Raw genomic sequence first — 21,472 nt, 5'->3', positions numbered from 1 at the left:
CTAGTTGCTTAGTCCTCCCGACGGCCCGCTTCGCCAAAGTATTTGTGAAAGCACGGGCAGCTGCCGACGGGGAGCCGGCGCCAAACATAACGGGCTAATTGTTAGCTGATAAGCCGATGCTGTCGTCCGAACGATTCAACGTTGCAATGAGCTAAGCTCAATGACCTCTTGGTCTGCTGGAGCGTTATAGCGGTGCCTCATTCCTCCATCATGGAGATTATCATGAAAATCACTCGAAATGGTTCGGCACCGTCGAGGAAGGGGAATGTACCTAGCAATTTCTCGGGTACTGTCCGCATCGACAACATGGCTCAGCCCAGCCCGCCCGGGCGTGCGTCCACCGCGGTCGTGACCTTTTCACCGGGAGCCCGCACGGTATGGCACACTCACCCAGCAGGCCAAACGATCATCATCACCGCCGGAAGAGGCTGGGTTCAGCGCGAGGGTGAAGCGCGTGAAGACGTCGGTCCGGGCGATACCGTGTTCTTCGATGCGGGCGAACGGCATTGGCACGGCGCTACCGCAACGACGGGAATGAGCCATATTGCGATCACAGAGACGGTCGACGGCAAGAACGTCGATTGGCTCGATGCGGTCACGGAGGACCAGTATGCGACCTAATCAATATGGTATGCTGCAATCGACGCTCGTGGCGATGACGCTGCTGGCCGTGCCGGCGGTTGGGCAAGCTCAGACGATTGTTAAATATAATGCCATCGTGGCTAAGCCAGGTCCGGCTGCCACCTTCACTGGTCGAGTAACCGTACGAAGATTGACCAGCGCCACGCCTCCTGGGCAGGCCGGAACGGCGTTAGTAACCTTCGCACCTGGAGCGCGGAGCAACTGGCATACGCATCCTGCGGGGCAGACGCTTCACGTCATGCGTGGTTGCGGGTGGACGCAGGAGTGGGGCGGACCCGTCGCTCTCATCTGTCGGGGCGACACAGTTTACGTGAAGCCGGGAGTCCGCCATTGGCATGGATCGACGACGACGACCGGAATGAGCCATCTGGCGATCAGCGAGACGCTCGATGGCAAGAACGTAAACTGGCTCGAGCCCGTCACTGATACCCAGTTCAAGGGGCCTCGACGCTGAGCAAAATCGAACGTCACGGAGAAGCTGGGACCACAATGGCCAGCAGAGCCGATCTTGCCGACTTCGCGTATGTGCTGGCGATCGCCCGACACCGGAACTTCCGACTTGCCGGGCTTGATATGGGCGTCAGCGCATCGGCTCTGAGCCACTCGCTCAAAGCGCTGGAAGGTCGTCTAGGCGTACGGTTGTTTAACCGTACGAACCGCTCAGTCACCTTGACCGCCGCTGGTGAAGAGCTGCTCGCAGCGATCGACGCCCCGTTCGCCGCGATCGGCGAGGCTGTCGAGAACCTCGCCCGGTTCCGGGACAAGCCGGCCGGGCACATCCGCCTGAACGTTGTGGCGGATGCGGCCACGCTGCTGCTCGGCCCCGTGATGCCGGTGTTTCTCGATCGCTATCCCGATATCGCGGTCGACATCGTTGCCAGCAACCGTCTGGTCGACGTGGTCGGCGAGGGGTTCGATGCCGGGATCCGCTATGGCGGCACGGTACCCGAGGACATGATCGTGCAGCGACTGTCGCCGGACCTGCGCTGGGTCGTCGCCGCGTCACCCGGCTATCTCGATCGGTTCGGCGTACCAGCGCGCCCGGAGGACCTGCTCGATCACCGCTGCCTCGGCGTCCGGCTGGGGGACGACCGCATCTATCAGTGGGAGTTCGAAGGCCCCGAAGGAGAGTTCGCAGTCGCGCTGCCCAGCCGCGTCACGGTGAACGAAACGCCGACGATGCAGGCGATGGCGATCAACGGCGCCGGCATGATGTACGGGATCGAACCCGCCTTCGCCCCCCACATCGTCCAAGGCAGCCTGCGGCTCGTGCTGGAGGATTGGTCGACGACCGGCCCCGGTTTCCATCTCTATTATTCCAGCCGGCGGCAGGTGCCGGTCCCGCTCCGGCTGTTGCTCGACCTGATCCGGGAACTACGGCCCCTCGGCTGACGATCCCGTCGTTCAATGAGCCAGCTTCATCGGGGCATGTACGCGAGGGCCGGTAATCAGGGGGATGCGGCGGCATTATCTGACTATCGACAGCGCGCCGTGTTTCGACCGCTCGCTGACTTCAATATCTGTGAAGAGGAGAAGACCACATGGCAGACGAACCGACCAACGCACGTGACACCTTCGGCGATATCGCACCGAAGCTCGCAGAAATTACCGACAAGGTCCTGTTTGGCGACGTCTGGGCGGACGACACGCTGTCGCCGCGCGACCGCAGCCTCGTCACGATCGTCAATCTGGCGGCGCTGTACCGGCACAACGAGCTTGGCTTCCATCTCAAGAAGGGGATCGAGAACGGCCTGACGCAGGACGAGATCATTGCCGCGATCACGCACACCGCCTTCTATGCGGGCTGGCCGACCGCGATGACCGCGATCCAGGCAGCGCGCGACGTCTTCAAGGACAACTGAGCCATGCCGCATGTCCTGGTAAGCGTGGTGGCGGGGCATCCCCTCGCCGCCCGACAGGCGCTCACGGCACGGATCGTCGCTGCCGTTACCGACACGCTCGATAGCGAGGTGGATGAGGTATCGGTGGCGATCCGGGAAGTTCCGGCGAACGACTGGATGGCCGCGGTCTACGAGCCGGAGATCGTGGCCCACGAAGATCTGCTGTTCAAGCGGCCAGGCTACGGCCCGCTCGCGCCACAATCGTAGAAGGATAAACGCATGTGGATCGCCGTACTCGCCCTGGTTGCCACGATGGCGCAGACGCCCGCAACTGCGCAGACAGCGCGTGCGGCACAGCCGAAGGCGCCGGAAACGATGCGGCGGGTTGCGCCGGCGCTGGCTCAGTATACCGACCGGCTGTTGTTCGGCGACGTCTGGAAACGGCCCGCGCTATCGCCGCGCGATCGCAGTCTTGTGACGATCAGCGCGCTGATCGCGACCGGCAAGACCGAACAGCTGGCGAGCCACCTGGAGCTGGGGCTCGACAACGGGCTGACGCCGGTCGAGATCGGCGGGCTGATTACCCATCTGGCCTTCTACACGGGCTGGCCGAACGCGGTGTCGGCGTGCGAGGTCGCCGATCGGGTGTTCGCCAAGCGCGGCATTGCGGCAACCGCGCGTCAGCCGGCGCTCACTGCGTTGCTGCCGGTCCCGGATAGCGATGCGGCGCGGGCGGCAACCGTGACCGGTACCGTGACGCCGATATCGCCATCGCTGGCGCAGCTGACCAACGGGCCGCTGTTTCAGGATCTCTGGCGACGGACCGACCTGCGTCCGCGCGACCGGAGTTTCGTGACGATCGTGGCATTGACCGCGAACGGCGATGCCGACCAGCTTGGCTTTCATCTCACGCACGGGATCGAGAATGGGCTGACCCGCGCCCAACTCGGCGAAGCAATGGCGCATCTCGCATTCTATGCCGGTTGGCCGAGGGCGTTCTCGGGCGTCGCCGCGCTGCGCAAGCTGGACGCGCCCGGCAGCTAGATCGCAGCAGGCGCGCGTACCGGAACGTCCATCCCGCCGTTTCGGGACGCCGGATGGACCGTCCGTGTCAGTTGGCCGTGAAGCCGCCATCCACCGGCAGTGCGACGCCGTGAACGAAGCTGGCACCGGGGCTCGCCAGCCAGAGCACGGCGGCGGCGACTTCCTCGGCACGGCCGAGGCGACCGATCACCTGGAGACGGAAGATTTCTTCCATTGCTTCCGGCTGGGTGGTCTTCATGTTCGCCACCATCGGCGTGTCGATTGCACTGGGGCAGACGCAGTTGATCCGCACGTCGCGAGCGGCATAGCGCAGCGCGGCGCTCTTGGTCAGGCCGACGATGCCGAACTTGGTGGCGTTGTATGCCGCCAGATCGGCCTGCGCGACGAGACCGCCGGCCGACGCGTTGTTGACGATCGCACCGTGCCCTTGCGTCCGCATCTGTCGCAGCTCGTGCTTCATGCACGCCCAGGTGCCGCGCAGATTGATCGCCGCAACCTGATCGAAATCGTCCGCCGACTGATCGGCGAGGTCGACCGCGGGCGCCTGGATGCCTGCGTTGTTGAAGGCCATGTCGAGCCTGCCATAGGTTTCGACCGTGCGCGCGATCGCCGCCGCGACCTGATCCTCGTCCGTCACGTCGCAGGCAAAACCGATCGCACGACCGCCTGCCGCGACGATGCCGGCGGCCGCAGCCTCGGCGGTGTCGGCGCGGACGTCGATCAATACGACCGCCGCGCCGGCCGCGGCGAAAGCCTCGGCGGTGGCGCGGCCCATGCCCTGGCCTGCACCGGTGACGAACGCGACCTGTTCGGTAAAATCATAACGGGGGTTCATGCTGTCTCTCCTGATGTCCAGGCACGAGATGGGCAGCGACCCCGTCCCCGATTAGACCGGTGTCGCTTGATGCGGCAGTGAAGCCACCTCAATGATGTCGCCTGAACCGCGCGGTTGCCGGATCGTGCGCAGCGTGACGATGAAGCTCGCGGTGCCCAGCACCGCGATCACGAGACCCATCGGCCGAGGCGTGCCGTCGGCGAACCAGCCGACCAGCGCCGAACCGAAGATGCCGCTGCCGAACTGGATCGCGCCGACGAACGCCGATATCGCCCCCGAGCGGTCCGGATTGACGGCGAGCGCGCCGGCCATCGCGTTGGCGACGAATAGGCCGTTTGCGGACAGGAAGAAGAACAGCGGCAGGACCAGGCCCCACAGACCGCCGATCCCGGTCGTCGTCGCAACGCCCGCCCAGACTCCTGACACACCGACCAGCGTCGCACCCCAGCGCAGCATGTAATCGCTCCCCATCCGGACGACAAAGCGCGTGTTGAGGAGGTTGAGCAGCATCTGGCCGATGATGCCGAGGCCGAACAGCAGACCATAGGCCTGCGGTGCCACGTGATAATAGCTGATATACGCGGTCGGCGTGCCGGCGAGATAGGCGTAGATGCCGCCGTAATAGCAACCGCTGGCGATCGCATAGCCCATGATCGTGCGGCTTTTCGCCATCAGCCAGTAATTGCCGAGCACCGCGCTTAGGCCGATCGTCGAGCGTCGTTCGCGCGGCAGGCTTTCCGGCAGCCGCAGCACGGCCGCGAAGATCGCGATGCCGAGCACAACCAACAGCCAGAAGATCAGCCGCCACGATCCGATCAGCAGCACTTGACCGCCGATCAGCGGGCCGAGCAACGGGGCGACGCCCATGACCAGCATCAAGGTGGACAGCAATTGCGCGGCCCGGTCGCGCCCATACAGGTCGCGTGCCATCGCGCGGGCGAGGACGGGACCGGCACAGGCGCCGGCCGCCTGCACGATCCGCCACACGATCAGTTGCCCGACGCTGCCCGCGAGCGCGCACCCGGCCGAGCCGATCATGAACAGGACGAGCCCGAACAGGATGGGCGCGCGGCGTCCGTAGCGATCGCCGATAGGTCCCCAGAAGAGCTGTCCCAGGCTGAAGCCGATCAGAAAGCTCGACAACGTCAGTTCGACGCTCCCCTGGCTGCCGCCAAGCGACTGGCCCAACGTGGGCATGGCAGGCAGATACAGATCCGTGGAGATCGATGCGAATGCCATCAGCGCACTGAGGATAGCGACGGTTTTTGCAAACGAGGGCGGCGTCGCGCGGTCTGGCGTTGCCCGTTCTGGCGTTGCTCCGTCGCTGGACGGTGATGTTGAGGCCATCATCTTATTTAGGGGCGGGCTCACCTCATGCGACGGGCGTCATGCTCATTGCTGCGTGAAACAGCCCTCACCGTCGGGGGAAGGTGCTAAAGCCCCAGCGGACGCATCTCCCGGATGAGTTCGATCAACAGCCTGAGACCGGTCGGCACCTGGCGACGGCTCGAATAATAGACGTGGTAGCCGGGGCCCATCGTCGCCCAGTCCTCGAGCACCAGCCGCAACTCTCCCCGCGCGAGATGGGGGGCGAAGGAAGCCTCCATCCCGTACATGAGGCCGGTCCCTGCAAGTGCCATGGCGAGCATGGCCCGCCCGCCGTTGACGAGGATCTTGCTCGGTACGGGGACGGAGAACTCGCCCTCGGGACCTTCGAACTCCCACCGATAGATATGCGCGTTGCCGAGACGAATCCCGAGGCAGTGATGCTGTTCCAGATCGGACGGATGCTGCGGAACGCCGAATTTATCGAGATAGGCGGGAGACGCGACGACTACCCAGCGAAGCTCGCCCGACAGCCGCTGCGCCACCATGTCCTCGGGTACCGTTCCGCCGTATCGGATTCCGGCGTCGAAACCGTCGTCGATCACGTCGGTCATCTGATCCAGCGCGGCGATGTCGATCTCGATATCGGGATACCGCTCGATGAAAACCGGCATGATCGGCGCCAGCAGTAGCGGTGCGGCTTCGGCGGCGACGTTGAGACGAACCCGCCCGGTCGGCGCATCGCGATAGCGATTGAGGCCCTCGACCGCCTGATCGATCGTGCCGAACGGTTCGGCTACCTTGTCGCGCAACTCCTCGCCGGCCGCAGTCAGCGTGACGCTGCGGTTGGTGCGGTGCAGCAGGCGGACGCCGAGCCGGGCCTCAAGCCCCTTCAGCGCGTGACTGAGTGCGGACGCGCTGACCCCCAGTTCGAGCCCGGCAAGCCTGAAGCTTCGATGCCGGGAGATTGCGAGGAAATAGGTGAGGTCGGCAAGATCGGATCGACTGGTCGGCATGGGGTATCTTGCGCTCTGTAGCGTCGCCTCGCAAGCAAACTGGGGAGATCAACGCGGCGGGAGCGCAAAGGCGACGATCTTGTTCGCAAGCTTCGTCTTGAGCGACTTGTTGCCACCGGCGGCGATCACCACGAACTGACGCCCGCTCCTGGGGCTCGTGTACGTCATCGGCGACGCATTGGCCCCGCCAGGCAGGCGCGCCTGCCACAGCTCGCGGCCGGTCCGCACATCGAGTGCGCGCAGCGTGTTCTCCGCGGCCGCGCCGACGAACACCAGCCCGCCGCGGGTCGTGACCGATCCGCCGGTGAGCGGCGTGCCGATCGTGATCGGCAGCATCGACGGGATGCCGAGCGGTCCGGTATCACGCGCAGAGCCGAGCGGCTTCGACCAGATCAGCTTGCCACTCGTCAGGTCTACCGCACCGATGAATCCCCAGGGCGGCGTCGTGCACGGGACGCCCAGCGGCGACAGGAATGGCGTGCCATAGGCCCCATAGGGCGTGTTCAGCATCGGCCGCTGCGCATCGCCGCCGGGGGTCTTGCCGTCGTTGAGCTTTAACTTGCGGCGTTCGGCCTCGGCGCGGGTCACGACCTCGACCCGGTCGGCGGTCCGCATCCATGTCACCACCATGATCCCGTGATCGACGTCGATCGATACGCCGCCCCAGTTGACGCCGCCGGCCGATCCGGGATCGAACAGCGTCGGCTTGTCGAGCGCGGACGGCGTCATGTGACCGGCATAGCGCGAGCGGCGGAACTGGATCCGGCACAGCATCTGGTCGATCGGCGTCGTGCCCCACATGTCCTTTTCGCGGAACGCACCGCCTCGGAAGGCGGGAAGGCCGGGCGAGAAGGGCTGCGTCGCGGACAGACGGTCGCCCGGCGTGACGCTGTCCTGTGGCACCGGCCGTTCCACGACCGGCAGGATCGGACGCCCGGTTCGACGGTCGAGCACGAACACCTCGCCGCGCTTGGTCGCCTGGATCAGCGCCGGCCGGGTGCCGCCTGCCACCGGCAGGTTCACCAGCGTCGGCTGGGCAGGAACGTCATAGTCCCAGATGTCGTGATGCGTCGTCTGGAAACGCCAGCGCAGTCGCCCGGTTTCCGCGTCCAGCGCCACGACCGCATCGCCCAGCGCATCGTCGAACGGCCGACGCTGGCCGCCGTAATTGTCGGGAGTCGATCCGCCCATCGGCACGTAGACCAGGCCTAGCGCCTCGTCCGCGCTGATCGGTGCCCAGCTGTTGGGCGACGACGGCGTGTAGGTCTGGCCGGCGGGCGGAGCGCCGATGCGGTTCGGGTGCCCGGGATCGAACGCCCAGGCGAGTTGGCCGGTGACCGCGTCGTAGGCGCGGATCACGCCCGACGGGCCATGCCAGAACTGGTTGTCCGGAATGCCGCCCCCGACGACCACTTTGCCACGGATGATCTGCGGCGCGGAGCTGACGTAATATTGCCCCTTGGGATAGCGGCTGATGTTGGCGTTCAGGTCGATCGCGCCGGCCGTGCCGAACCCGGGGCAGATGCGGCCGGTGCGCGCATCGACCGCGACGAGCGTCGGCACCTGGCTCGCGCCGTAGATCCGTTCCGCGCACAGTCCGGTCGCGCCGGGCACGCGGTAATAGGATACGCCGCGGCAGGGCTTGCCGGCGGACGGGATGCCGGGCGCCATGTCGTGGACCCAACGCGTGCGGCCGTCCTCCGCGTCATAGGCGAGGATCCGGTTGTTGCCGCTGCACGCGTACAGAGTGTCGCCGATCATGATCGGTACGGTTTCCAGACCTTTCTTCGGTCCCGGACCGACCGGCCCCGCATCGACGGTCCAGGCGACCTTCAGATCACGCACGTTGGCCGCGTTGATCTGTGCCAGCGGGCTGAAACGGGTACCGCCCTGATCGTTGCCGAACGCGGTCCAGTCACCGCGACCGATGCTCGCGAGCGGGCTGGCGAGCAGTCCGGGCGCAGACGGCTGGACGCCACGACGCAGCCATCCCGGCTGGGGATCGTCCGGTCCCATCGCATGCAGTGCGAGACCCGCGACGATCGCGAGTGCAATGCCCGCTCCGGCGATCGACAGGGTACGACGTGCGCTGCGGTGACCTGTCCGCGATCCGCGAACGGGCGGTAGGAACAGGAGCAGTCCGAGAGCCAGCGGCGCGAGCAATCGGGGCACGAGCTGCCAGCCATCGATGCCGACTTCCCACAGGCTCCAGGCCAACGTCCCGGCGATGAGCACGCCGTATACGATGCGCGCGCGACGATCGCATCGGAACGCCAGCCACCCGGTTGCCAGCAATGCCAATCCGGCGATCGGGTAATAGAGCGAGCCATGATCGGCGACGAGGATGATGCCACCGACGAGCAAAGCCAGTCCGGCAATGCCAAAGGCCGCCGTTACCCCGTATCGTATCGATCGGGCGATCAGGCCCTGCTTGCGCTCCGTCGTCGCCATCGTGCTGAAACTCCCCCCGCCCATCGCAGACGTAAGACCTCAACGTCTTGATTAAGCACGATATGCATTACCTGGGTGCAACGAAGAGGTGAGGAACGTTCATCACTCGGGCGGGCGGCTTGTCGGTGGCGCGGCGTTGCGCCGTCGGATCGTGACCTTCACGGCGCCCGGAGTGGCGAGGTCGGCATAATGCTCGTCGATCCGACCGAGGATCACCAGGCCCGGCGAGTGCGGGCCATCCTTGTGATACAACGCGATGTTGCCCCAGGGTGCGTAATAGCCGATTTCTCCGGCACGCGGCGTGACCGCGGCCGGCGCGCCGTCACGGGTCAGCGGGCGGGGCAGGGTGGCGATTTTTTCCGTCGCCGCATAATCGGTCAGCGTCAGGTCGAGCGGGAGCTGCGCGAGGAAATCGCGGGCGGAGGGGTTGTCCGCGATCTGCGCGGTCCACTTGCGGGTCCCGGCCTCAATCTCGATCGTCGTCATTGTTCGTACCTCGCTCGCGCTGGTCTTGCTGGAGTCCACCGTGTTGGTCGCCGTCGCGGTCGTAGTCGCTGTCGCGGCAGGTTGGCCGCATGCCGCCAGCATTGCCAACAGACAAAGGAAAGGCCGTCCGGCCACGATAGTGCGCATCGTCATCCTCCTGTTACGCTCATGTGGCACGGTGTTGCTGGAGCATCGCCTGCGCTGATCCGGAAGCCATGGTGGCGCGACTTGTTCGACAGCGCATCGGCGATGGCCGCATCGAGCACGGGCATACCCCCGTCACGCAGCGCTGCCTTGAGATCGTGGACATCGTCATGGCCGATCCGCGTAGATTCCATCGTGTTCGTTCGGGCCATAGTCAGCCAGTTGCCGACTGTGTCGCATGATGCGTCATGATCGTTTCCTCCCCCGGCCTCTGCCGATCGTTGAGATAATCGCCGATCCGACCGTGGACAACGCGGCTGCGCGTTGATGATGCGATGAGCGGCGTTCACCTTGTGCTCCGCTCATCTAGGCGTTGAGCAACCGCCATGACACGATCGTGCGACCGGTTCGTACTATTGTTGTCCCCCATTCCCGCACGTCGATCGCCCGGCGGTCGCAACGAAGGTATTTCCTTGCATAGCGAACCCCCTGCGCAGTCCGAGCGCGATACGCTCCCCGTCGGCGCGCTCATCCTACTGGCCCTGACCGGGTTTACCGCGATCGTGACCGAAACGCTGCCGGCTGGCCTCCTGCCGCAGGTTGCTGATGACCTGTCCATTTCGCGTGCACTCGCAGGTCAGATGGTGACGGTATACGCCGTGGGGTCGGTGGTGGCAGCCATCCCGCTGGTCAGTTTCACGCAGAGCTATGCGCGCAAACCGCTGTTGCTTGCGGCGATCCTCGGCCTGCTGGTGTTCGATGTCGTGACAGCCTTGTCACACAGCTTTGCGGTGACCCTCGTCGCGCGGTTTGCGGCGGGCGTTGCCGCCGGGCTCGGCTGGGGCATTCTCGGGGGCTATGCCCGTCGGCTCGTCGTCGATCGGTTGAAGGGCCAGGCGCTCGCGCTGGCGATGATCGGCACGCCGCTCGCGCTGTCGGTCGGCGTGCCGCTGGGCACGTTCGCGGGTGGGGCGATCGGCTGGCGAACCGCGTTCCTCGTGCTGGCTGCGCTGGCATTGTGCCTCGCTGGCGCGGTCGCGTGGAAGATGCCGGACAGCGCCGGACAGCCGCCCGAGCGCAAGCTGTCGAACCTTGCCGTGCTGCGGATGCCGGGCGTCGCGATGATCCTCGCCACCGCGTTTGGGTGGGTGACGGCGCATTACATCCTTTACACCTATCTCGCGCCCTACGCGGAATGGGCAGGCGACGGTGACCGGGTCAGCCTGTTGCTGCTGGTGTTCGGCTGTGCGGCGCTGGCGGGGATCTGGATCGCCGGTGCCGCAGTGGACCGCCATCTGCGCCTTCACGTCCTGGCCAGCCTGGCGGTATTCGCGGGTGCGACAATGGTGCTCGGCTTTCTGCCACACAGCAATGGGGTGATCCTGGTCGGTGTCGTGCTCTGGGGCCTGACCTTTGGGGGTGCTGCCACCTCGATTCAGACGGCAGCGTCCGACGCCGCGGGCGACGGGGTCGATATCGTCGGCGCAATGCTGACCACGATCTGGAACGTGAGCATCGCGTGCGGCGGCGCGATCGGTGCGCTGATCTATCGCAGCGCCGGCATTCAGGCGTTCTTCCCGGCGATGCTGGTCCTGCTGGGCATCGCCTTCGTGGTCGCCTACGCCTCGTCGGGCAACGGGTTCAAGGCGGGTGCTCGCACCGAACGTCGATAAGGTTTAGCGCTCGATCGTGCGGGCGTGGAAGACGGTTGCGTTGCCGCCTCGTGTGCCGTCGCTCGTCACGATCGTCATCTCACGCGTGCCGGGCCGGATCGCCATGCTCGTCAGGTTCAGGTTCCGCCCGGCATCGCGGCCGGGCAGCAGGATCTGGCCAATCGGAAGCCCCGAGGGAGAGAATACCAGGATGCGACCCTGACCGTACATCGCCACGTAAAGCTGACCGGACGCATCGACGCGCATCGAATCCGGCGCCGGTCCGGTGAAATGATAGGCGGTCGTCGCGCCGAAGGGGGCCGGCGTCGTCGCATCTTTTAGCGTGATACGGTACAGGCGACCCAGCGCAAATTCGCCGACCCACAACTGCTTCCCGTCGGGGCTGAGCGCGATGCCGTTGGCGACGGCCAGGTTGCGGACTACCGGTTTCGGCGGCGCGCCGCCCGGGCCGACATACCAGACGCCGCCGGTCGCCTCGCCGATCGATCCGCGGGCGTCGCTGAAATAGAAGCCGCCCTTCGCATCGAAGGTGACGTCATTTGGCGCGAACCCGGCGCTTTCCGGCACGATCGTGCGCTGTTGCGTACCATCGAGCTGTACCGAGATCACGGCGCCGCCGCCCTTCGCATTGGCGGCGGCGATGTAGAGCCGGCCATCAGGTCCGAGGGCCATCCCGCCGGGGTTGAGCCCCTTAAGCCGGAATGCCTCCGCGATACGACCATGAGCGTCCAGCCGCAGGACGCGGCTTCCCTGCACGTCCGAGAACAGGAGGTCGCCGCCCGGCGGGAAGACCGGGCCCTCGAGGTCTTTCGTCGCGCCGGGAACCAGAACCGGGCGATCCGCGACGATTGCCGGAAGGTCGCGCTCGCCTGGCGGGAGGGGTACCACGCTGGCGGGCGCGCTGGTCACCGCAGCCGCCACTGCCGCAACGCAGTGCTGGAGCACAGGCATCATGCGAGTTCAGGCAGGCCCGCAAGGTGCTTCTCGAGCGTCAACGGATACTCGCGCACCCGCACGCCGGTCGCGTTGTACACCGCGTTGGCGATTGCCGGTGCGACGCCGACCAAGCCCAGTTCGCCTACCCCCTTTGCCTTCAGTGGCGACATGGTCGCATCGACCTCGTTAATGAAATGCGCTTCGAGATGCGGCACGTCGGCGTGAACCGGCACTTCGTAACCGGCGAGATCGTGATTGACGAAGAAGCCGAACCGGGTGTCGACCGCCATCTCCTCCATCAGTGCGGCGCCGATGCCCATCGTCATCCCACCGATCACCTGGCTGCGCGCGGTGATCGGATTGAGGATGCGTCCCGCGGCGCAGATCGCCAGCATACGGCGCACGCGGACCGCGCCGGTATAGGCGTCCACCGCGACCTCTGCAAAATGCGCGCCGACGGTCTGTTGCGCATACTCCTTGCTGAGGTTGCCATATTCCATGAAATCCTCGGCGACGATCTCGCCGTCCTTGGCTGCATCGGAAAGCGGGACCGAACGGCCCGCCGAACTGACGCGTCCGTCCGCGAACGTCACATCGGTCGTGTTGAATCCCATCCGCTGCGCAACGAGGTCGCGCAGCTTCGCGCATGCGGCGTAGACGCCGGCGGTGGCCGACGCTGCTCCGGCCTGACCGCCCGAGCCGGGTGTCTCGGGAAAGGTCGAGTCCCCGAGCTTCGCGGTCACGCGGTCTAAGGGAACGCCCATCATCTCGGCGGCGGTCTGCGCGACGATCGTGTAGCTGCCCTGGCCGATGTCGGTCATGTCGGTCTCGACCGTGACGTGCCCGTCCTTGCCCAGCCGTACGCGAGCGCCGGCCTTCATGATCGGTGCGCCGCGGATCGCGCTGGCGACACCCATGCCGATCAGCCACTTGCCTTCACGCCGGCTGCCGGGTTTTGCGACCCGCGCGTTCCAGCCGAACCGGTCCGCGCCCTCTCGCAAGCACTGTACGAACGGCCGGGTGGAAAAACGGCGTTCGGGTTTTGCGGGGTCAATTTGCGTGTCGTTTGCGATACGCAGTGCGACCGGATCCATGCCGAGCTTTTCGGCAAGCTCGTCCATCGCGACTTCCAGCGCCATCATCCCCGGCGCCTCGCCCGGCGCGCGCATGGCGTTGCCCTCGGCGAGATCGAGAGGGGCGAGATAGCGTCGCAACAGGCGGTTCTTTCCCGCGTACATCAGCTGCGTCGGAAGGGTGGTAGGCTCGGTGCGGCCACCGGCCAGGTTGCCCGACCAGCTATCGTGACCGATGGCAACGAGACGGCCGTCCTTGCCGGCGCCCAATCGAATGCGCTGGATCGTCTTGGGCCGGTGAATGGTATTGTTGAACATCAACGGGCGCTGCAACACGACCTTGACCGGACGACCAGATACGCGCGAGGCGATGGCCGCGAGTGCAAGATCGCTCTGCGTCGTGCCCTTGCCGCCAAAACCGCCGCCGATGAAGGGCGAGTGCAGGCGGATGTTTTCCTTCGGCGTGCCGATGATGAGGCCCAAGTCTCGACAGCCCCAGTTCATCGCCTGGATCGACGTCCAGCACGTCAGCTTGTCGCCATCCCAGCGCGCGATGGATGCGTGGGGCTCCATCATCGCATGCGCCTGATCGGGAACGGTGTAGGTCTCGTCGACCTTGACCGGGGCACCGGCGAACGCGGTCGCAAAGGCGCCGACCGACTGCTCGCTTGGGCCTCCGAACGCTTCCTTCGGTGCGATCGGGGACGATGGCTTCTGCGCGGCCAGGTCAAAGCGACCCTTACCGCGAGCATAGGTCACGCGGATCAGTGCCGCCGCGGCGCGCGCCTGTTCGAACGTATCGGCGACGACGACTGCCACCGCCTGATGATAATGATCGACCAATGGCCCGGCCAGAATACGCTGCGTGTAGAACTCGCCCTTGCCGATCGGACCGGAGTTTTCATACGTGACGATCGCATGGACCCCAGGCGCGGCGCGTGCCGCCGCGGTATCAATGCGTTCGATACGTCCCTTGCCGATCGCTGCGCCGAGGATGTAGCCATGCGCCGCATCCGGCGCGAAGTCGTGATGCTCGGCCGCGTAACGCGCCGTGCCGGTCGTCTTCAGGGGACCCTCGACGCGCGTGTGCGCGCGACCGACCACGGTCAGGCGGTCGATCGGCGTCGTGTTCGCAGGCGTGTCGAACTTCATGCGGGTGTCTCCAGATCGGCCAGGAACTGGTCGTGCGTCATCGGCTTGGAGAACATGGGAAAGTTCTTCGTGACCGCCGCCTCCTGTTCCTCGGGGCTCAAGGTTGCCGTGCAGTCGGTCAGCGTGACGACGCGGAAGCCGCGTTCGTATGCCGAGCGCATGGTCGACTCGATGCAGCAATTGGTGAGGAAGCCGGCGATCGCCAGATCGGTGATGCCGCGCTGGCGCAGGATGAAATCGATATTGGTGCTCGCGAAGCAGTCGAGGCCGCGTTTGCCCTCGATCACGATGTCGCCGTCGACCGGCGCCATCGCATCGGCGATCGCCGCGCCCCAGCTGCCCTTGCGAAAGGCCTGCGCCTTCTTGATGCCGGCCAGAATGCCGTAGGGATCGGACGGCATCTCGGGATAGCCGTCCGCAAAGCCGATCGGCGCGTGCATTACGGTCACGCCCTGCGCACGCGCCTGTTCCACGACCGACCGGCTGTGCGCGAGCATGTCGGTGTCGGCCATTACCGCCTTCACCGCATCATGCTGCGCACCGCCTTCGCTCACGAAGTCGTTCTGGTACTCGATCAGCAGCAGGGCGGTCTTCTCGGGTATCATCGTCTTGTCTCCCATTCGTTGCAACCGCCGCGGATCGACCGGCGTGGCTCACGCCACCGTCGGCAACCGGTCGAGATGCTTGTCGAGGGTCAGTGGATAGTCGCGCAGGCGGACGCCGGTCGCGTTGTACATCGCGTTGGCGACCGCCGCGCCGACGCCGCACAGGCCGAGCTCGCCGATGCCCTTGGCCTTCATCGGATTGGCCTTGTCGTCGGCCTCATCGAGGAAGATCACCTCCTGGTGCGGGATGTCGGCATGGACCGGCACCTCGTAGCTGGCGAGGTCGTGGTTGACGAAGAAGCCGAAGCGCTTGTCGACCGCCAGTTCCTCCATGAGTGCGCTGCCGACGCCCATCGTCATCGCACCGATCACCTGGCTGCGTGCCGATGTCGGATTGATGATCCGTCCGGCCGCGCAAACCGCGAGCATCCGGCGCAAGCGGGTGGCACCGGTGTAGGTGTCGACGCCGACCTCGACGAAGTGCGCACCGAAGGTCGAGATCTGCCAGCTCTTGTCGAGAGTGCCGTATTCGATCTTGTCCTCGGCTACGAGTTCGCCGGCCGACGCCGCCTGGCGAAGGTCCGCCGAACGGTTGCCGCTCGTGACCTTGCCACTGTCGAACACGACGTCAGCCGAATTATAACCGAGACGCTGCGCCACCGCCTCGCGCAACTTCACGCACGCGGCATAGACGCCCGCGGTAGAGTTGGCGGCGCCGAACTGGCCGCCCGACCCGGCCGAGACCGGGAACGCGGAACTGCCGAGTCTCACGACGACCGTGTCGAGCGGCACGCCCATCATCTCCGCCGCGGTCTGCGCGATGATGGTGTAGCTACCGGTGCCGATGTCGGTCATGTCGGTCTCGACCGTGACGATGCCGTCCTTGCCGAGCCGGACGCGCGCGCCCGACGTCATGTTCATGTGGTTGCGAAACGCGGACGCCACGCCCATCCCAACCAGCCAGCGACCGTCGCGGACCTGGCCGGGCTGCGCGTTGCGGCGCGACCAGCCGAACTGCTGCGCACCTTCGGTCAGGCAGCGCACCAGCTGGCGCTGCGAGAAGCGGCGCTTGGGGTCCTTCGGATCGACCTGCGTGTCGTTCTTCACGCGGAAGGCGATCGGATCCATGCGGAGCTTTTCCGCCATCTCGTCCATCGCGACCTCGAGCGCCATCAGGCCCGGGGCTTCACCCGGCGCGCGCATCGCGTTGCCCTCGGGCAGATCGAGCACGGCCAGCCGCATCGACGTCAGGCGGTTCGCGCCGGCGTACAACAGGTTAGTCTGCAGGACGGCGGCCTCCGGGCTGCCGTTAGGCTGGTCGCCCGAGCCGCTCTCGTGCGCAATCGCGGTGATCGTGCCGTCCTTGGTCGCACCGATGCGGATGCGCTGGCGCGTGGCGGGACGGTGCGTCGTGTTGTTGGCCATAAACGGGCGACTCATCGCGAGCTTGACCGGGCGCCCCGCCGCCTTCGCGCCGAGCGCCGCCAGGACCGCATCGCTGCGGAGAAACAGCTTCCCGCCAAAGCCGCCACCGACATAAGGCGACAGAAAGGTAACCTTCTCCTTCGGCATGTTTAGCGTGGTGGCGAGATCGGTACGTCCCCAGTCGATCATCTGGTTCGACGTCCACACCGTCAGTGCATCGCCGTTCCAGGCGGCGATCGAGGCGAACGGCTCCATCATCGCGTGGCTGTGATCGGGCGTCGTGTATTCGGCGTCCAGCTTGACCGGCGCGGATGCGAAGGCCGTCTCGAACTTGCCGACCCGGTCCTCGCCCTTACCGGGCTTTTCCGCATCGGTCAGTGGGGCCGTCTTCAACGCAGCGTCGAGATCGAACCGGCCCTTGCCCCGCGCGTAATCGACACGAACCAGACCCGCGGCTGCGCGCGCCTGCTCGAACGTTTCGGCGACGACGACAGCGACGGCCTGGTGGTAATGATCGACGTCGGGTCCGGCGAGCAGCTTGACGGTGTTGAACTTGCCCTTGCCGAGCTTGCCCACGTCGGCAGCGGTGACGATCGCGATGACGCCGGGCGCGGCCTTGGCTGCGGCCGTGTCGACCGCGTTGATGCGTCCCTTGGCAACGGCCGCGCCGACGACATAGCCATACGCGGCGTTCTCGATCTCGCGGTGACGTTCATAGGCGTAGGGCGCCAGCCCGGTGGTCTTGAGCGGGCCGTCGATGCGGGTCTGCGCACGCCCGACGACCTTCATGCGGTCGATCGGGTTGGTAGTGGCGGGTGTCTCGAACTTCATGGGCTTATGCCTTCGCTTCGGCGAGGACCGAGGCCAGCGCGCGGGTGGCAAGTGGCAGCTTGAACGCGTTGTCCTTGGTCGGCGTCGCACCCTGGAACGCACGCGCCGTCACTGCGGCGGCACCGCGTGGCAGCAAGGCATCCGCCGCCTCGACACGCCAGGGGCGGGGGGCCACGCCACCGAACGCGACGCGCCCGGTGCCATCGGGCTGGATCACCGCGGCGATCGACACCAGCGCATAGGCGTAGGATGCACGATCGCGCACCTTCTCGTAGAAATGCTTGCCGCCAAGCGGCTTCGGCAAAGTGACGGCGGTGATCAGCTCGCCTTGCTTCAGCACGGTATCCTGCTGGGGCGTATCACCCCACAACCGGTGGAAGTCGGCGATCGGGATCGAGCGGCGCTGACCGGTCGCATCGACGGTCTCGACCACCGCGTCGAGCACGCGCATCGCGACCGCCATGTCGCCCGGGAACGTCGCGATGCAGCTATCGCTGACGCCGATGACGCCCAACTGGCGCGAATAGCCACCGATCGCGGCGCAACCCGAACCCGGCTTGCGTTTGTTGCACGCCATATTGGTGTCGTAGAAATACGGGCACCGCGTCCGCTGGAGCAGATTGCCCGCGGTCGACGCCTTGTTGCGCAACTGGCCCGAAGCCCCGGCGACGATCGCGCGGGTCAGCACGCCGTAATCGCGGCGGACGCGCTCGTCGGCGGCGAGGTTCGTATTGGTCACCAGCGCGCCGATCCGCAGGCCGCCGTCGCGCGTCGCCTCGATCTTGTCGAAGCCGAGATCCTGCACGTCGACCAGATGCGTCGGCGTCTCGACCTCGATCTTCATCAGGTCGAGCAGGTTGGTGCCGCCCGCGATGAACTTGGCGGCCGGGTTTGCCGCAACGGCACGCGCTGCGCTGCTCGCGTCCTTGGCGCGCTCATAAGTGAAAGCTCTCATGCTTTTGCTCCCGCGACTTCAGCCATGGCTTCGGCGATGTTGGAATAGGCACCGCAGCGGCAGATGTTGCCGCTCATCCGCTCGCGCATCTCGACGTTCGTCGCGGTCGGCTTGGTCATCAGGTCGCCCTGCGCATGGCTCGGGATGCCACGCTTGATCTCGTCGAGGACAGCGACCGCCGAGCAGATCTGCCCCGGCGTGCAATAACCGCACTGATAGCCGTCATGCTTGATGAAGGCCGCCTGCATCGGGTGCAGCTTGTCGGGCGTGCCGAGGCCCTCAATCGTCGTGATCTCGTCGCCCTCATGCATCACCGCGAGGCTGAGGCAGGAATTGATCCGGACCCCGTCGACCATCACGGTACACGCGCCGCACTGGCCGTGATCACAGCCCTTCTTGGTCCCCGTCAGGTGGAGATGCTCGCGCAACGCGTCGAGCAGGGTGGTCCGCGGATCGAGGCTGAGTTCGCGCTTCTCGCCATTGACCTTGAAGCGCACCGGCATGGTCGGCGCGGCGTCTGCCTTGGGCGGCGTCGTGACAGCGGCACCGACCGGCGATGCGACGATCACGGCAGTCGCTGCGCTTCCCGCGAGCAGCCCGCGCCGCGAAAACTCCACTTCAGATACGCTGGGCATGGGCTTGGTCTTCCTTCCTGTCGAACCGCGCGTCCGCGGTAAGGGTCTGATTTACATCAACGATTGTCGAGGACTGTAACGCACCGCCACCGCGTTCGGAGCGTGCATGTTGTTCAATGAAACCATGAGGATGGCTCATGGTCGAAGGGGCGGGGCGCGGTATGTTGAAGGCCGTCGCGGCTTCGTACGCTTGTACCACCTGTGCCATGATCGAGAGCGCCAGCGTCTGCGGGTCGCGTGTCGCCTTGATCAGACCGACCGGTCCGACGACCCGCGCGATATCATCCGGTATCGCGCCCGCTTCGAGCAGGCGTCGCTGGCGTTCGAGATGTGTACGCAGGCTTCCCATCGCGCCGACGAAGAACGGGAGCTGTTCCATGACCTGGAGCAGCAGCGGTGTCTCCCAGTCGTGATCGTGGAACAGCGTGATGACGGCCGTCCAGGGATCGATCACCAACCCGTCGACGCGGCCGACGAAGCGGAGAAGCGCAGCGGACATGCCCTTCTCCCGTGCATCCTCCACCAGCGAATTCTGCGGGCTCAAGAGCATAACCTCGGCGCCGTAGGCACGGGCGATGTCGAGCATCGCGGCGGGTTCCGCGCCGTGTCCCGTCACGACCAATCGCAGGACCGGATCGTGCCGCACGATGAACGCCGTATCGCGCCATTGCGTGCAATGGTCTACGTCTGAGCGGGCGGCAACTAGATCGCCGTCCTGGGTGAGCTGGAGCGTGAGCGGCTCTCGTCGCTCCAGAACGGCAATCGCGCAATCGATCTGCCGGCGATCCGGCGTCGGCGTGAACAGCAAGTCGATGCCCCCGCCGCAGGGCAGTCGAATGTCGATATAGCGCGAGCCGTCTCCATAGCGCACGTGTCGCGCACACCCTTCGGCTAGCACCTCCTGCGCTTCGGCGATCACCGCGGCTTCGACGCACCTGCCGGAAAACGATCCGAGCGACCGTCCGCTTTCGGCGACCGCCATATGCTCGCCGGGCGCGCGCGCCGCGCTACCGGTGACGTCGGTCAGCGTCACCAGCGCGGCCCGCTCCCCGCGCTCGGCACAGTCACGCAGGAAGTGAAGGATCGCCAGCGCCTGCTTCATGCAGTCGCGGCCTGCGCATGCCCGGCTGCGCCACGATGCGCGCGACCGATCGCCAGGGCGGCGACCGCGGCTACTGCCAGGAGGCCGGCGCTAGCCAGGAACTCGGCGCGCGGTCCGGCCGTATCGAAGACGATGCCGCCCATCGTCGCGCCGAGCGTGATCGCAAGCTGCACGATCGCGACCATCAGCCCGCCGCCGGCCTCGGCCTCGTCGGGCACGGTGCGCGCCAACCACGTCCACCATGCTACCGGCGCGGACGTGCCCGCAAAGCCCCAGACCGCGAGCAGGATCCCGACCGCGACGACCGACGTCCCGACGACCGTCAGCGCCACCGCCGTGGCCGCCATCAACGTCGGCAACACGGCGATTGTGAGAAACAGTCCCGCGTTCAGCACACGACCGATCAGGACCGTGCCGATGAACCCGGATACACCAAGAATTAGCAGCATGATGGACAGCAACGCCGGCGAGACGTGCGTCACCTGCTCGAGGAACGGGCGGAGATAGGTGAACAGCGAGAACTGCCCGACGAACAGCATGGCGACGGTCAGCAGGCCGAACACCACGGGCGGCCGGCGGAGCAGCGCAAACATGCCACGGGCGCTCTGCCGTTCCGACACGGGGAGGCTCGGCAGCGTGACGGCCTGCCAGATCACCGCTGCGACCGCGACGGGGACTACGCAGAAGAATGCGCCGCGCCACCCAATCAGGCTGCCGACGAAGCTGCCAAGTGGTGCCGCGAGCACGGTGGCGAGCGCATTACCGCCACTGATGACCGCAAGCGCCTTCGGTACCGACTGGCTCGGCACCAGCCGCATCGCGACCGCGGCGGACATGGACCAGAACCCGCCGATCGCAACGCCGAGAAGAGCGCGCCCGGCCATGAACACCAGATAGGTCGGCGCGAATGCGACGATGGCGCCGGACAGGACGAGCATGCTGGTCAGCACGAGCAGCACGATCCGGCGGTCCATCCTGCCCAGAACGGCGGACAACGAAAGGCTGGTGATGACTGCGAACAGGCCGGATACGGCAATCGCCTGTCCGGCCTTGCCCTCGCTGAGGTTCAGCGTCTGCGCGATCGGGCTGAGCAGGCTGACCGGCATGAACTCGGACGCGATAAGCACGAAGCTGCACAGCGCCATTGCGTATACCGCACCCCAGCGGGCGGGCCGATCGTCGATGCGCGCGGCATCGGTTTCCGCAACCGCGGCGATGGGACTTGCCATGATGGCTCTCCTGAGTGTGTCAAATGCGCCCGGACCCGTCGGTGAGGAGGGATCACGACGGATCCGGGCGC

The 21,472-nt window shown here is 66.0% G+C and carries 21 protein-coding genes; 7 read left to right on the top strand and 14 right to left on the bottom strand.

The features are described 5' to 3' along the window. Window positions 1-222: 222 nt before the first annotated feature. The 6 genes from C8J40_RS12085 to C8J40_RS12060 all read left to right on the top strand — a co-directional run bounded on the left by C8J40_RS12085 (window position 223) and on the right by C8J40_RS12060 (window position 3,527). Window positions 223-621, top strand: coding sequence for a cupin domain-containing protein (locus tag C8J40_RS12085; RefSeq protein WP_132742273.1), 399 nt, complete (start codon window positions 223-225; stop codon window positions 619-621). Further along, on the top strand, window positions 590-1,096 hold the full coding sequence (locus tag C8J40_RS20765; protein WP_347812389.1) for a cupin domain-containing protein: 507 nt from the start codon (window positions 590-592) through the stop codon (window positions 1,094-1,096). The genes C8J40_RS12085 and C8J40_RS20765 overlap by 32 nt, the downstream gene beginning before the upstream one ends. Before the next feature lie 35 nt (window positions 1,097-1,131). Further along, the gene (locus tag C8J40_RS12075; RefSeq protein WP_132742272.1) at window positions 1,132-2,034 is read left to right on the top strand and encodes a LysR family transcriptional regulator; all 903 of its coding nucleotides are present in this window, start codon (window positions 1,132-1,134) and stop codon (window positions 2,032-2,034) included. A 149-nt stretch (window positions 2,035-2,183) separates the two neighbouring features. Then, entirely contained in the window at window positions 2,184-2,504 is a 321-nt protein-coding gene (locus C8J40_RS12070; RefSeq protein ID WP_120301630.1) for a carboxymuconolactone decarboxylase family protein, read from the top strand. A gap of 3 nt (window positions 2,505-2,507) precedes the next feature. Further along, window positions 2,508-2,750, top strand: coding sequence for a tautomerase family protein (locus C8J40_RS12065; protein WP_132742271.1), 243 nt, complete (start codon window positions 2,508-2,510; stop codon window positions 2,748-2,750). A gap of 12 nt (window positions 2,751-2,762) precedes the next feature. Further along, window positions 2,763-3,527 carry a carboxymuconolactone decarboxylase family protein gene (locus tag C8J40_RS12060; RefSeq protein ID WP_132742270.1) on the top strand — a complete coding sequence of 255 codons (765 nt, stop codon included), beginning with the start codon at window positions 2,763-2,765 and terminating at the stop codon, window positions 3,525-3,527. A 67-nt stretch (window positions 3,528-3,594) separates the two neighbouring features. Here C8J40_RS12060 and C8J40_RS12055 read toward each other — a convergent pair whose 3' ends face one another. The 6 genes from C8J40_RS12055 to C8J40_RS12030 form a co-directional block, all read right to left on the bottom strand. Next, window positions 3,595-4,362, bottom strand: coding sequence for a glucose 1-dehydrogenase (locus C8J40_RS12055; protein WP_132742269.1), 768 nt, complete (start codon window positions 4,360-4,362; stop codon window positions 3,595-3,597). A 51-nt stretch (window positions 4,363-4,413) separates the two neighbouring features. Continuing rightward, window positions 4,414-5,709 carry a multidrug effflux MFS transporter gene (locus C8J40_RS12050; protein WP_207894237.1) on the bottom strand — a complete coding sequence of 432 codons (1,296 nt, stop codon included), beginning with the start codon at window positions 5,707-5,709 and terminating at the stop codon, window positions 4,414-4,416. Between the two features lie 86 nt (window positions 5,710-5,795). Continuing rightward, window positions 5,796-6,704 (bottom strand): LysR family transcriptional regulator, encoded by a 909-nt coding sequence (locus C8J40_RS12045; protein ID WP_132742267.1) that lies wholly within the window; start codon window positions 6,702-6,704, stop codon window positions 5,796-5,798. Between the two features lie 48 nt (window positions 6,705-6,752). Further along, window positions 6,753-9,155 carry a membrane-bound PQQ-dependent dehydrogenase, glucose/quinate/shikimate family gene (locus C8J40_RS12040; protein WP_207901212.1) on the bottom strand — a complete coding sequence of 801 codons (2,403 nt, stop codon included), beginning with the start codon at window positions 9,153-9,155 and terminating at the stop codon, window positions 6,753-6,755. 102 nt (window positions 9,156-9,257) lie between these two features. After that, window positions 9,258-9,788, bottom strand: coding sequence for a cyclophilin-like fold protein (locus C8J40_RS12035; RefSeq protein ID WP_132742265.1), 531 nt, complete (start codon window positions 9,786-9,788; stop codon window positions 9,258-9,260). Between the two features lie 2 nt (window positions 9,789-9,790). Beyond that, a complete protein-coding gene (locus C8J40_RS12030; protein ID WP_132742264.1) occupies window positions 9,791-9,979 on the bottom strand; it encodes a hypothetical protein in 189 nt (62 codons plus the stop codon). A 279-nt stretch (window positions 9,980-10,258) separates the two neighbouring features. Between C8J40_RS12030 and C8J40_RS12025 the strand changes: the two genes are divergently transcribed. Further along, the gene (locus tag C8J40_RS12025; protein ID WP_243643518.1) at window positions 10,259-11,458 is read left to right on the top strand and encodes an MFS transporter; all 1,200 of its coding nucleotides are present in this window, start codon (window positions 10,259-10,261) and stop codon (window positions 11,456-11,458) included. Window positions 11,459-11,461: 3 nt separating this feature from the next. Here C8J40_RS12025 and C8J40_RS12020 read toward each other — a convergent pair whose 3' ends face one another. From C8J40_RS12020 to C8J40_RS11985, 8 genes are read right to left on the bottom strand one after another with little or no spacing between them, the layout of a single operon-like run. Next, window positions 11,462-12,412 (bottom strand): SMP-30/gluconolactonase/LRE family protein, encoded by a 951-nt coding sequence (locus C8J40_RS12020; RefSeq protein ID WP_132742262.1) that lies wholly within the window; start codon window positions 12,410-12,412, stop codon window positions 11,462-11,464. After that, on the bottom strand, window positions 12,409-14,619 hold the full coding sequence (gene paoC / locus C8J40_RS12015) for an aldehyde oxidoreductase molybdenum-binding subunit PaoC (protein ID WP_132742261.1): 2,211 nt from the start codon (window positions 14,617-14,619) through the stop codon (window positions 12,409-12,411). Before paoC (C8J40_RS12015) ends, C8J40_RS12020 begins: the two co-directional genes overlap by 4 nt. Next, window positions 14,616-15,224, bottom strand: coding sequence for a cysteine hydrolase (locus C8J40_RS12010; RefSeq protein ID WP_132742260.1), 609 nt, complete (start codon window positions 15,222-15,224; stop codon window positions 14,616-14,618). Before C8J40_RS12010 ends, paoC (C8J40_RS12015) begins: the two co-directional genes overlap by 4 nt. A 48-nt stretch (window positions 15,225-15,272) precedes the next feature. Next, window positions 15,273-17,480, bottom strand: coding sequence for an aldehyde oxidoreductase molybdenum-binding subunit PaoC (gene paoC / locus C8J40_RS12005; protein ID WP_132742259.1), 2,208 nt, complete (start codon window positions 17,478-17,480; stop codon window positions 15,273-15,275). A 4-nt stretch (window positions 17,481-17,484) separates the two neighbouring features. Next, window positions 17,485-18,435 carry a xanthine dehydrogenase family protein subunit M gene (locus C8J40_RS12000; RefSeq protein ID WP_132742258.1) on the bottom strand — a complete coding sequence of 317 codons (951 nt, stop codon included), beginning with the start codon at window positions 18,433-18,435 and terminating at the stop codon, window positions 17,485-17,487. Further along, window positions 18,432-19,070, bottom strand: a complete 639-nt coding sequence (gene paoA, locus C8J40_RS11995) for an aldehyde dehydrogenase iron-sulfur subunit PaoA (protein WP_132742257.1) — start codon at window positions 19,068-19,070, stop codon at window positions 18,432-18,434. Before paoA ends, C8J40_RS12000 begins: the two co-directional genes overlap by 4 nt. After that, a complete protein-coding gene (locus tag C8J40_RS11990; RefSeq protein ID WP_132742256.1) occupies window positions 19,054-20,172 on the bottom strand; it encodes an XdhC family protein in 1,119 nt (372 codons plus the stop codon). The genes paoA and C8J40_RS11990 overlap by 17 nt, the downstream gene beginning before the upstream one ends. Further along, on the bottom strand, window positions 20,169-21,401 hold the full coding sequence (locus C8J40_RS11985) for an MFS transporter (RefSeq protein ID WP_132897204.1): 1,233 nt from the start codon (window positions 21,399-21,401) through the stop codon (window positions 20,169-20,171). The genes C8J40_RS11990 and C8J40_RS11985 overlap by 4 nt, the downstream gene beginning before the upstream one ends. Window positions 21,402-21,472: the final 71 nt, after the last annotated feature.

The sequence above is a fragment of the Sphingomonas sp. PP-CC-3A-396 genome (assembly GCF_004343105.1).
GTDB lineage: Bacteria > Pseudomonadota > Alphaproteobacteria > Sphingomonadales > Sphingomonadaceae > Sphingomonas.
The sequence above is the reverse complement of the archived record's forward strand: the minus strand, read 5'-3'. Positions and strand labels throughout refer to the sequence as shown.

What these genes read in the sequence shown, in the direction of transcription:
- C8J40_RS12085 (WP_132742273.1), top strand. Translation starts at nt 223, where the DNA reads ATGAAAATCACTCGAAATGGTTCGGCACCGTCGAGGAAGGGGAATGTA.
- C8J40_RS20765 (WP_347812389.1), top strand. Translation starts at nt 590, where the DNA reads ATGCGGTCACGGAGGACCAGTATGCGACCTAATCAATATGGTATGCTG.
- C8J40_RS12075 (WP_132742272.1), top strand. Translation starts at nt 1,132, where the DNA reads ATGGCCAGCAGAGCCGATCTTGCCGACTTCGCGTATGTGCTGGCGATC.
- C8J40_RS12070 (WP_120301630.1), top strand. Translation starts at nt 2,184, where the DNA reads ATGGCAGACGAACCGACCAACGCACGTGACACCTTCGGCGATATCGCA.
- C8J40_RS12065 (WP_132742271.1), top strand. Translation starts at nt 2,508, where the DNA reads ATGCCGCATGTCCTGGTAAGCGTGGTGGCGGGGCATCCCCTCGCCGCC.
- C8J40_RS12060 (WP_132742270.1), top strand. Translation starts at nt 2,763, where the DNA reads ATGTGGATCGCCGTACTCGCCCTGGTTGCCACGATGGCGCAGACGCCC.
- C8J40_RS12055 (WP_132742269.1), bottom strand. Translation starts at nt 4,362, where the DNA reads ATGAACCCCCGTTATGATTTTACCGAACAGGTCGCGTTCGTCACCGGT.
- C8J40_RS12050 (WP_207894237.1), bottom strand. Translation starts at nt 5,709, where the DNA reads ATGGCCTCAACATCACCGTCCAGCGACGGAGCAACGCCAGAACGGGCA.
- C8J40_RS12045 (WP_132742267.1), bottom strand. Translation starts at nt 6,704, where the DNA reads ATGCCGACCAGTCGATCCGATCTTGCCGACCTCACCTATTTCCTCGCA.
- C8J40_RS12040 (WP_207901212.1), bottom strand. Translation starts at nt 9,155, where the DNA reads ATGGCGACGACGGAGCGCAAGCAGGGCCTGATCGCCCGATCGATACGA.
- C8J40_RS12035 (WP_132742265.1), bottom strand. Translation starts at nt 9,788, where the DNA reads ATGCGCACTATCGTGGCCGGACGGCCTTTCCTTTGTCTGTTGGCAATG.
- C8J40_RS12030 (WP_132742264.1), bottom strand. Translation starts at nt 9,979, where the DNA reads ATGGAATCTACGCGGATCGGCCATGACGATGTCCACGATCTCAAGGCA.
- C8J40_RS12020 (WP_132742262.1), bottom strand. Translation starts at nt 12,412, where the DNA reads ATGATGCCTGTGCTCCAGCACTGCGTTGCGGCAGTGGCGGCTGCGGTG.
- paoC (WP_132742261.1), bottom strand. Translation starts at nt 14,619, where the DNA reads ATGAAGTTCGACACGCCTGCGAACACGACGCCGATCGACCGCCTGACC.
- C8J40_RS12010 (WP_132742260.1), bottom strand. Translation starts at nt 15,224, where the DNA reads ATGATACCCGAGAAGACCGCCCTGCTGCTGATCGAGTACCAGAACGAC.
- paoC (WP_132742259.1), bottom strand. Translation starts at nt 17,480, where the DNA reads ATGAAGTTCGAGACACCCGCCACTACCAACCCGATCGACCGCATGAAG.
- C8J40_RS12000 (WP_132742258.1), bottom strand. Translation starts at nt 18,435, where the DNA reads ATGAGAGCTTTCACTTATGAGCGCGCCAAGGACGCGAGCAGCGCAGCG.
- paoA (WP_132742257.1), bottom strand. Translation starts at nt 19,070, where the DNA reads ATGCCCAGCGTATCTGAAGTGGAGTTTTCGCGGCGCGGGCTGCTCGCG.
- C8J40_RS11990 (WP_132742256.1), bottom strand. Translation starts at nt 20,172, where the DNA reads ATGAAGCAGGCGCTGGCGATCCTTCACTTCCTGCGTGACTGTGCCGAG.
- C8J40_RS11985 (WP_132897204.1), bottom strand. Translation starts at nt 21,401, where the DNA reads ATGGCAAGTCCCATCGCCGCGGTTGCGGAAACCGATGCCGCGCGCATC.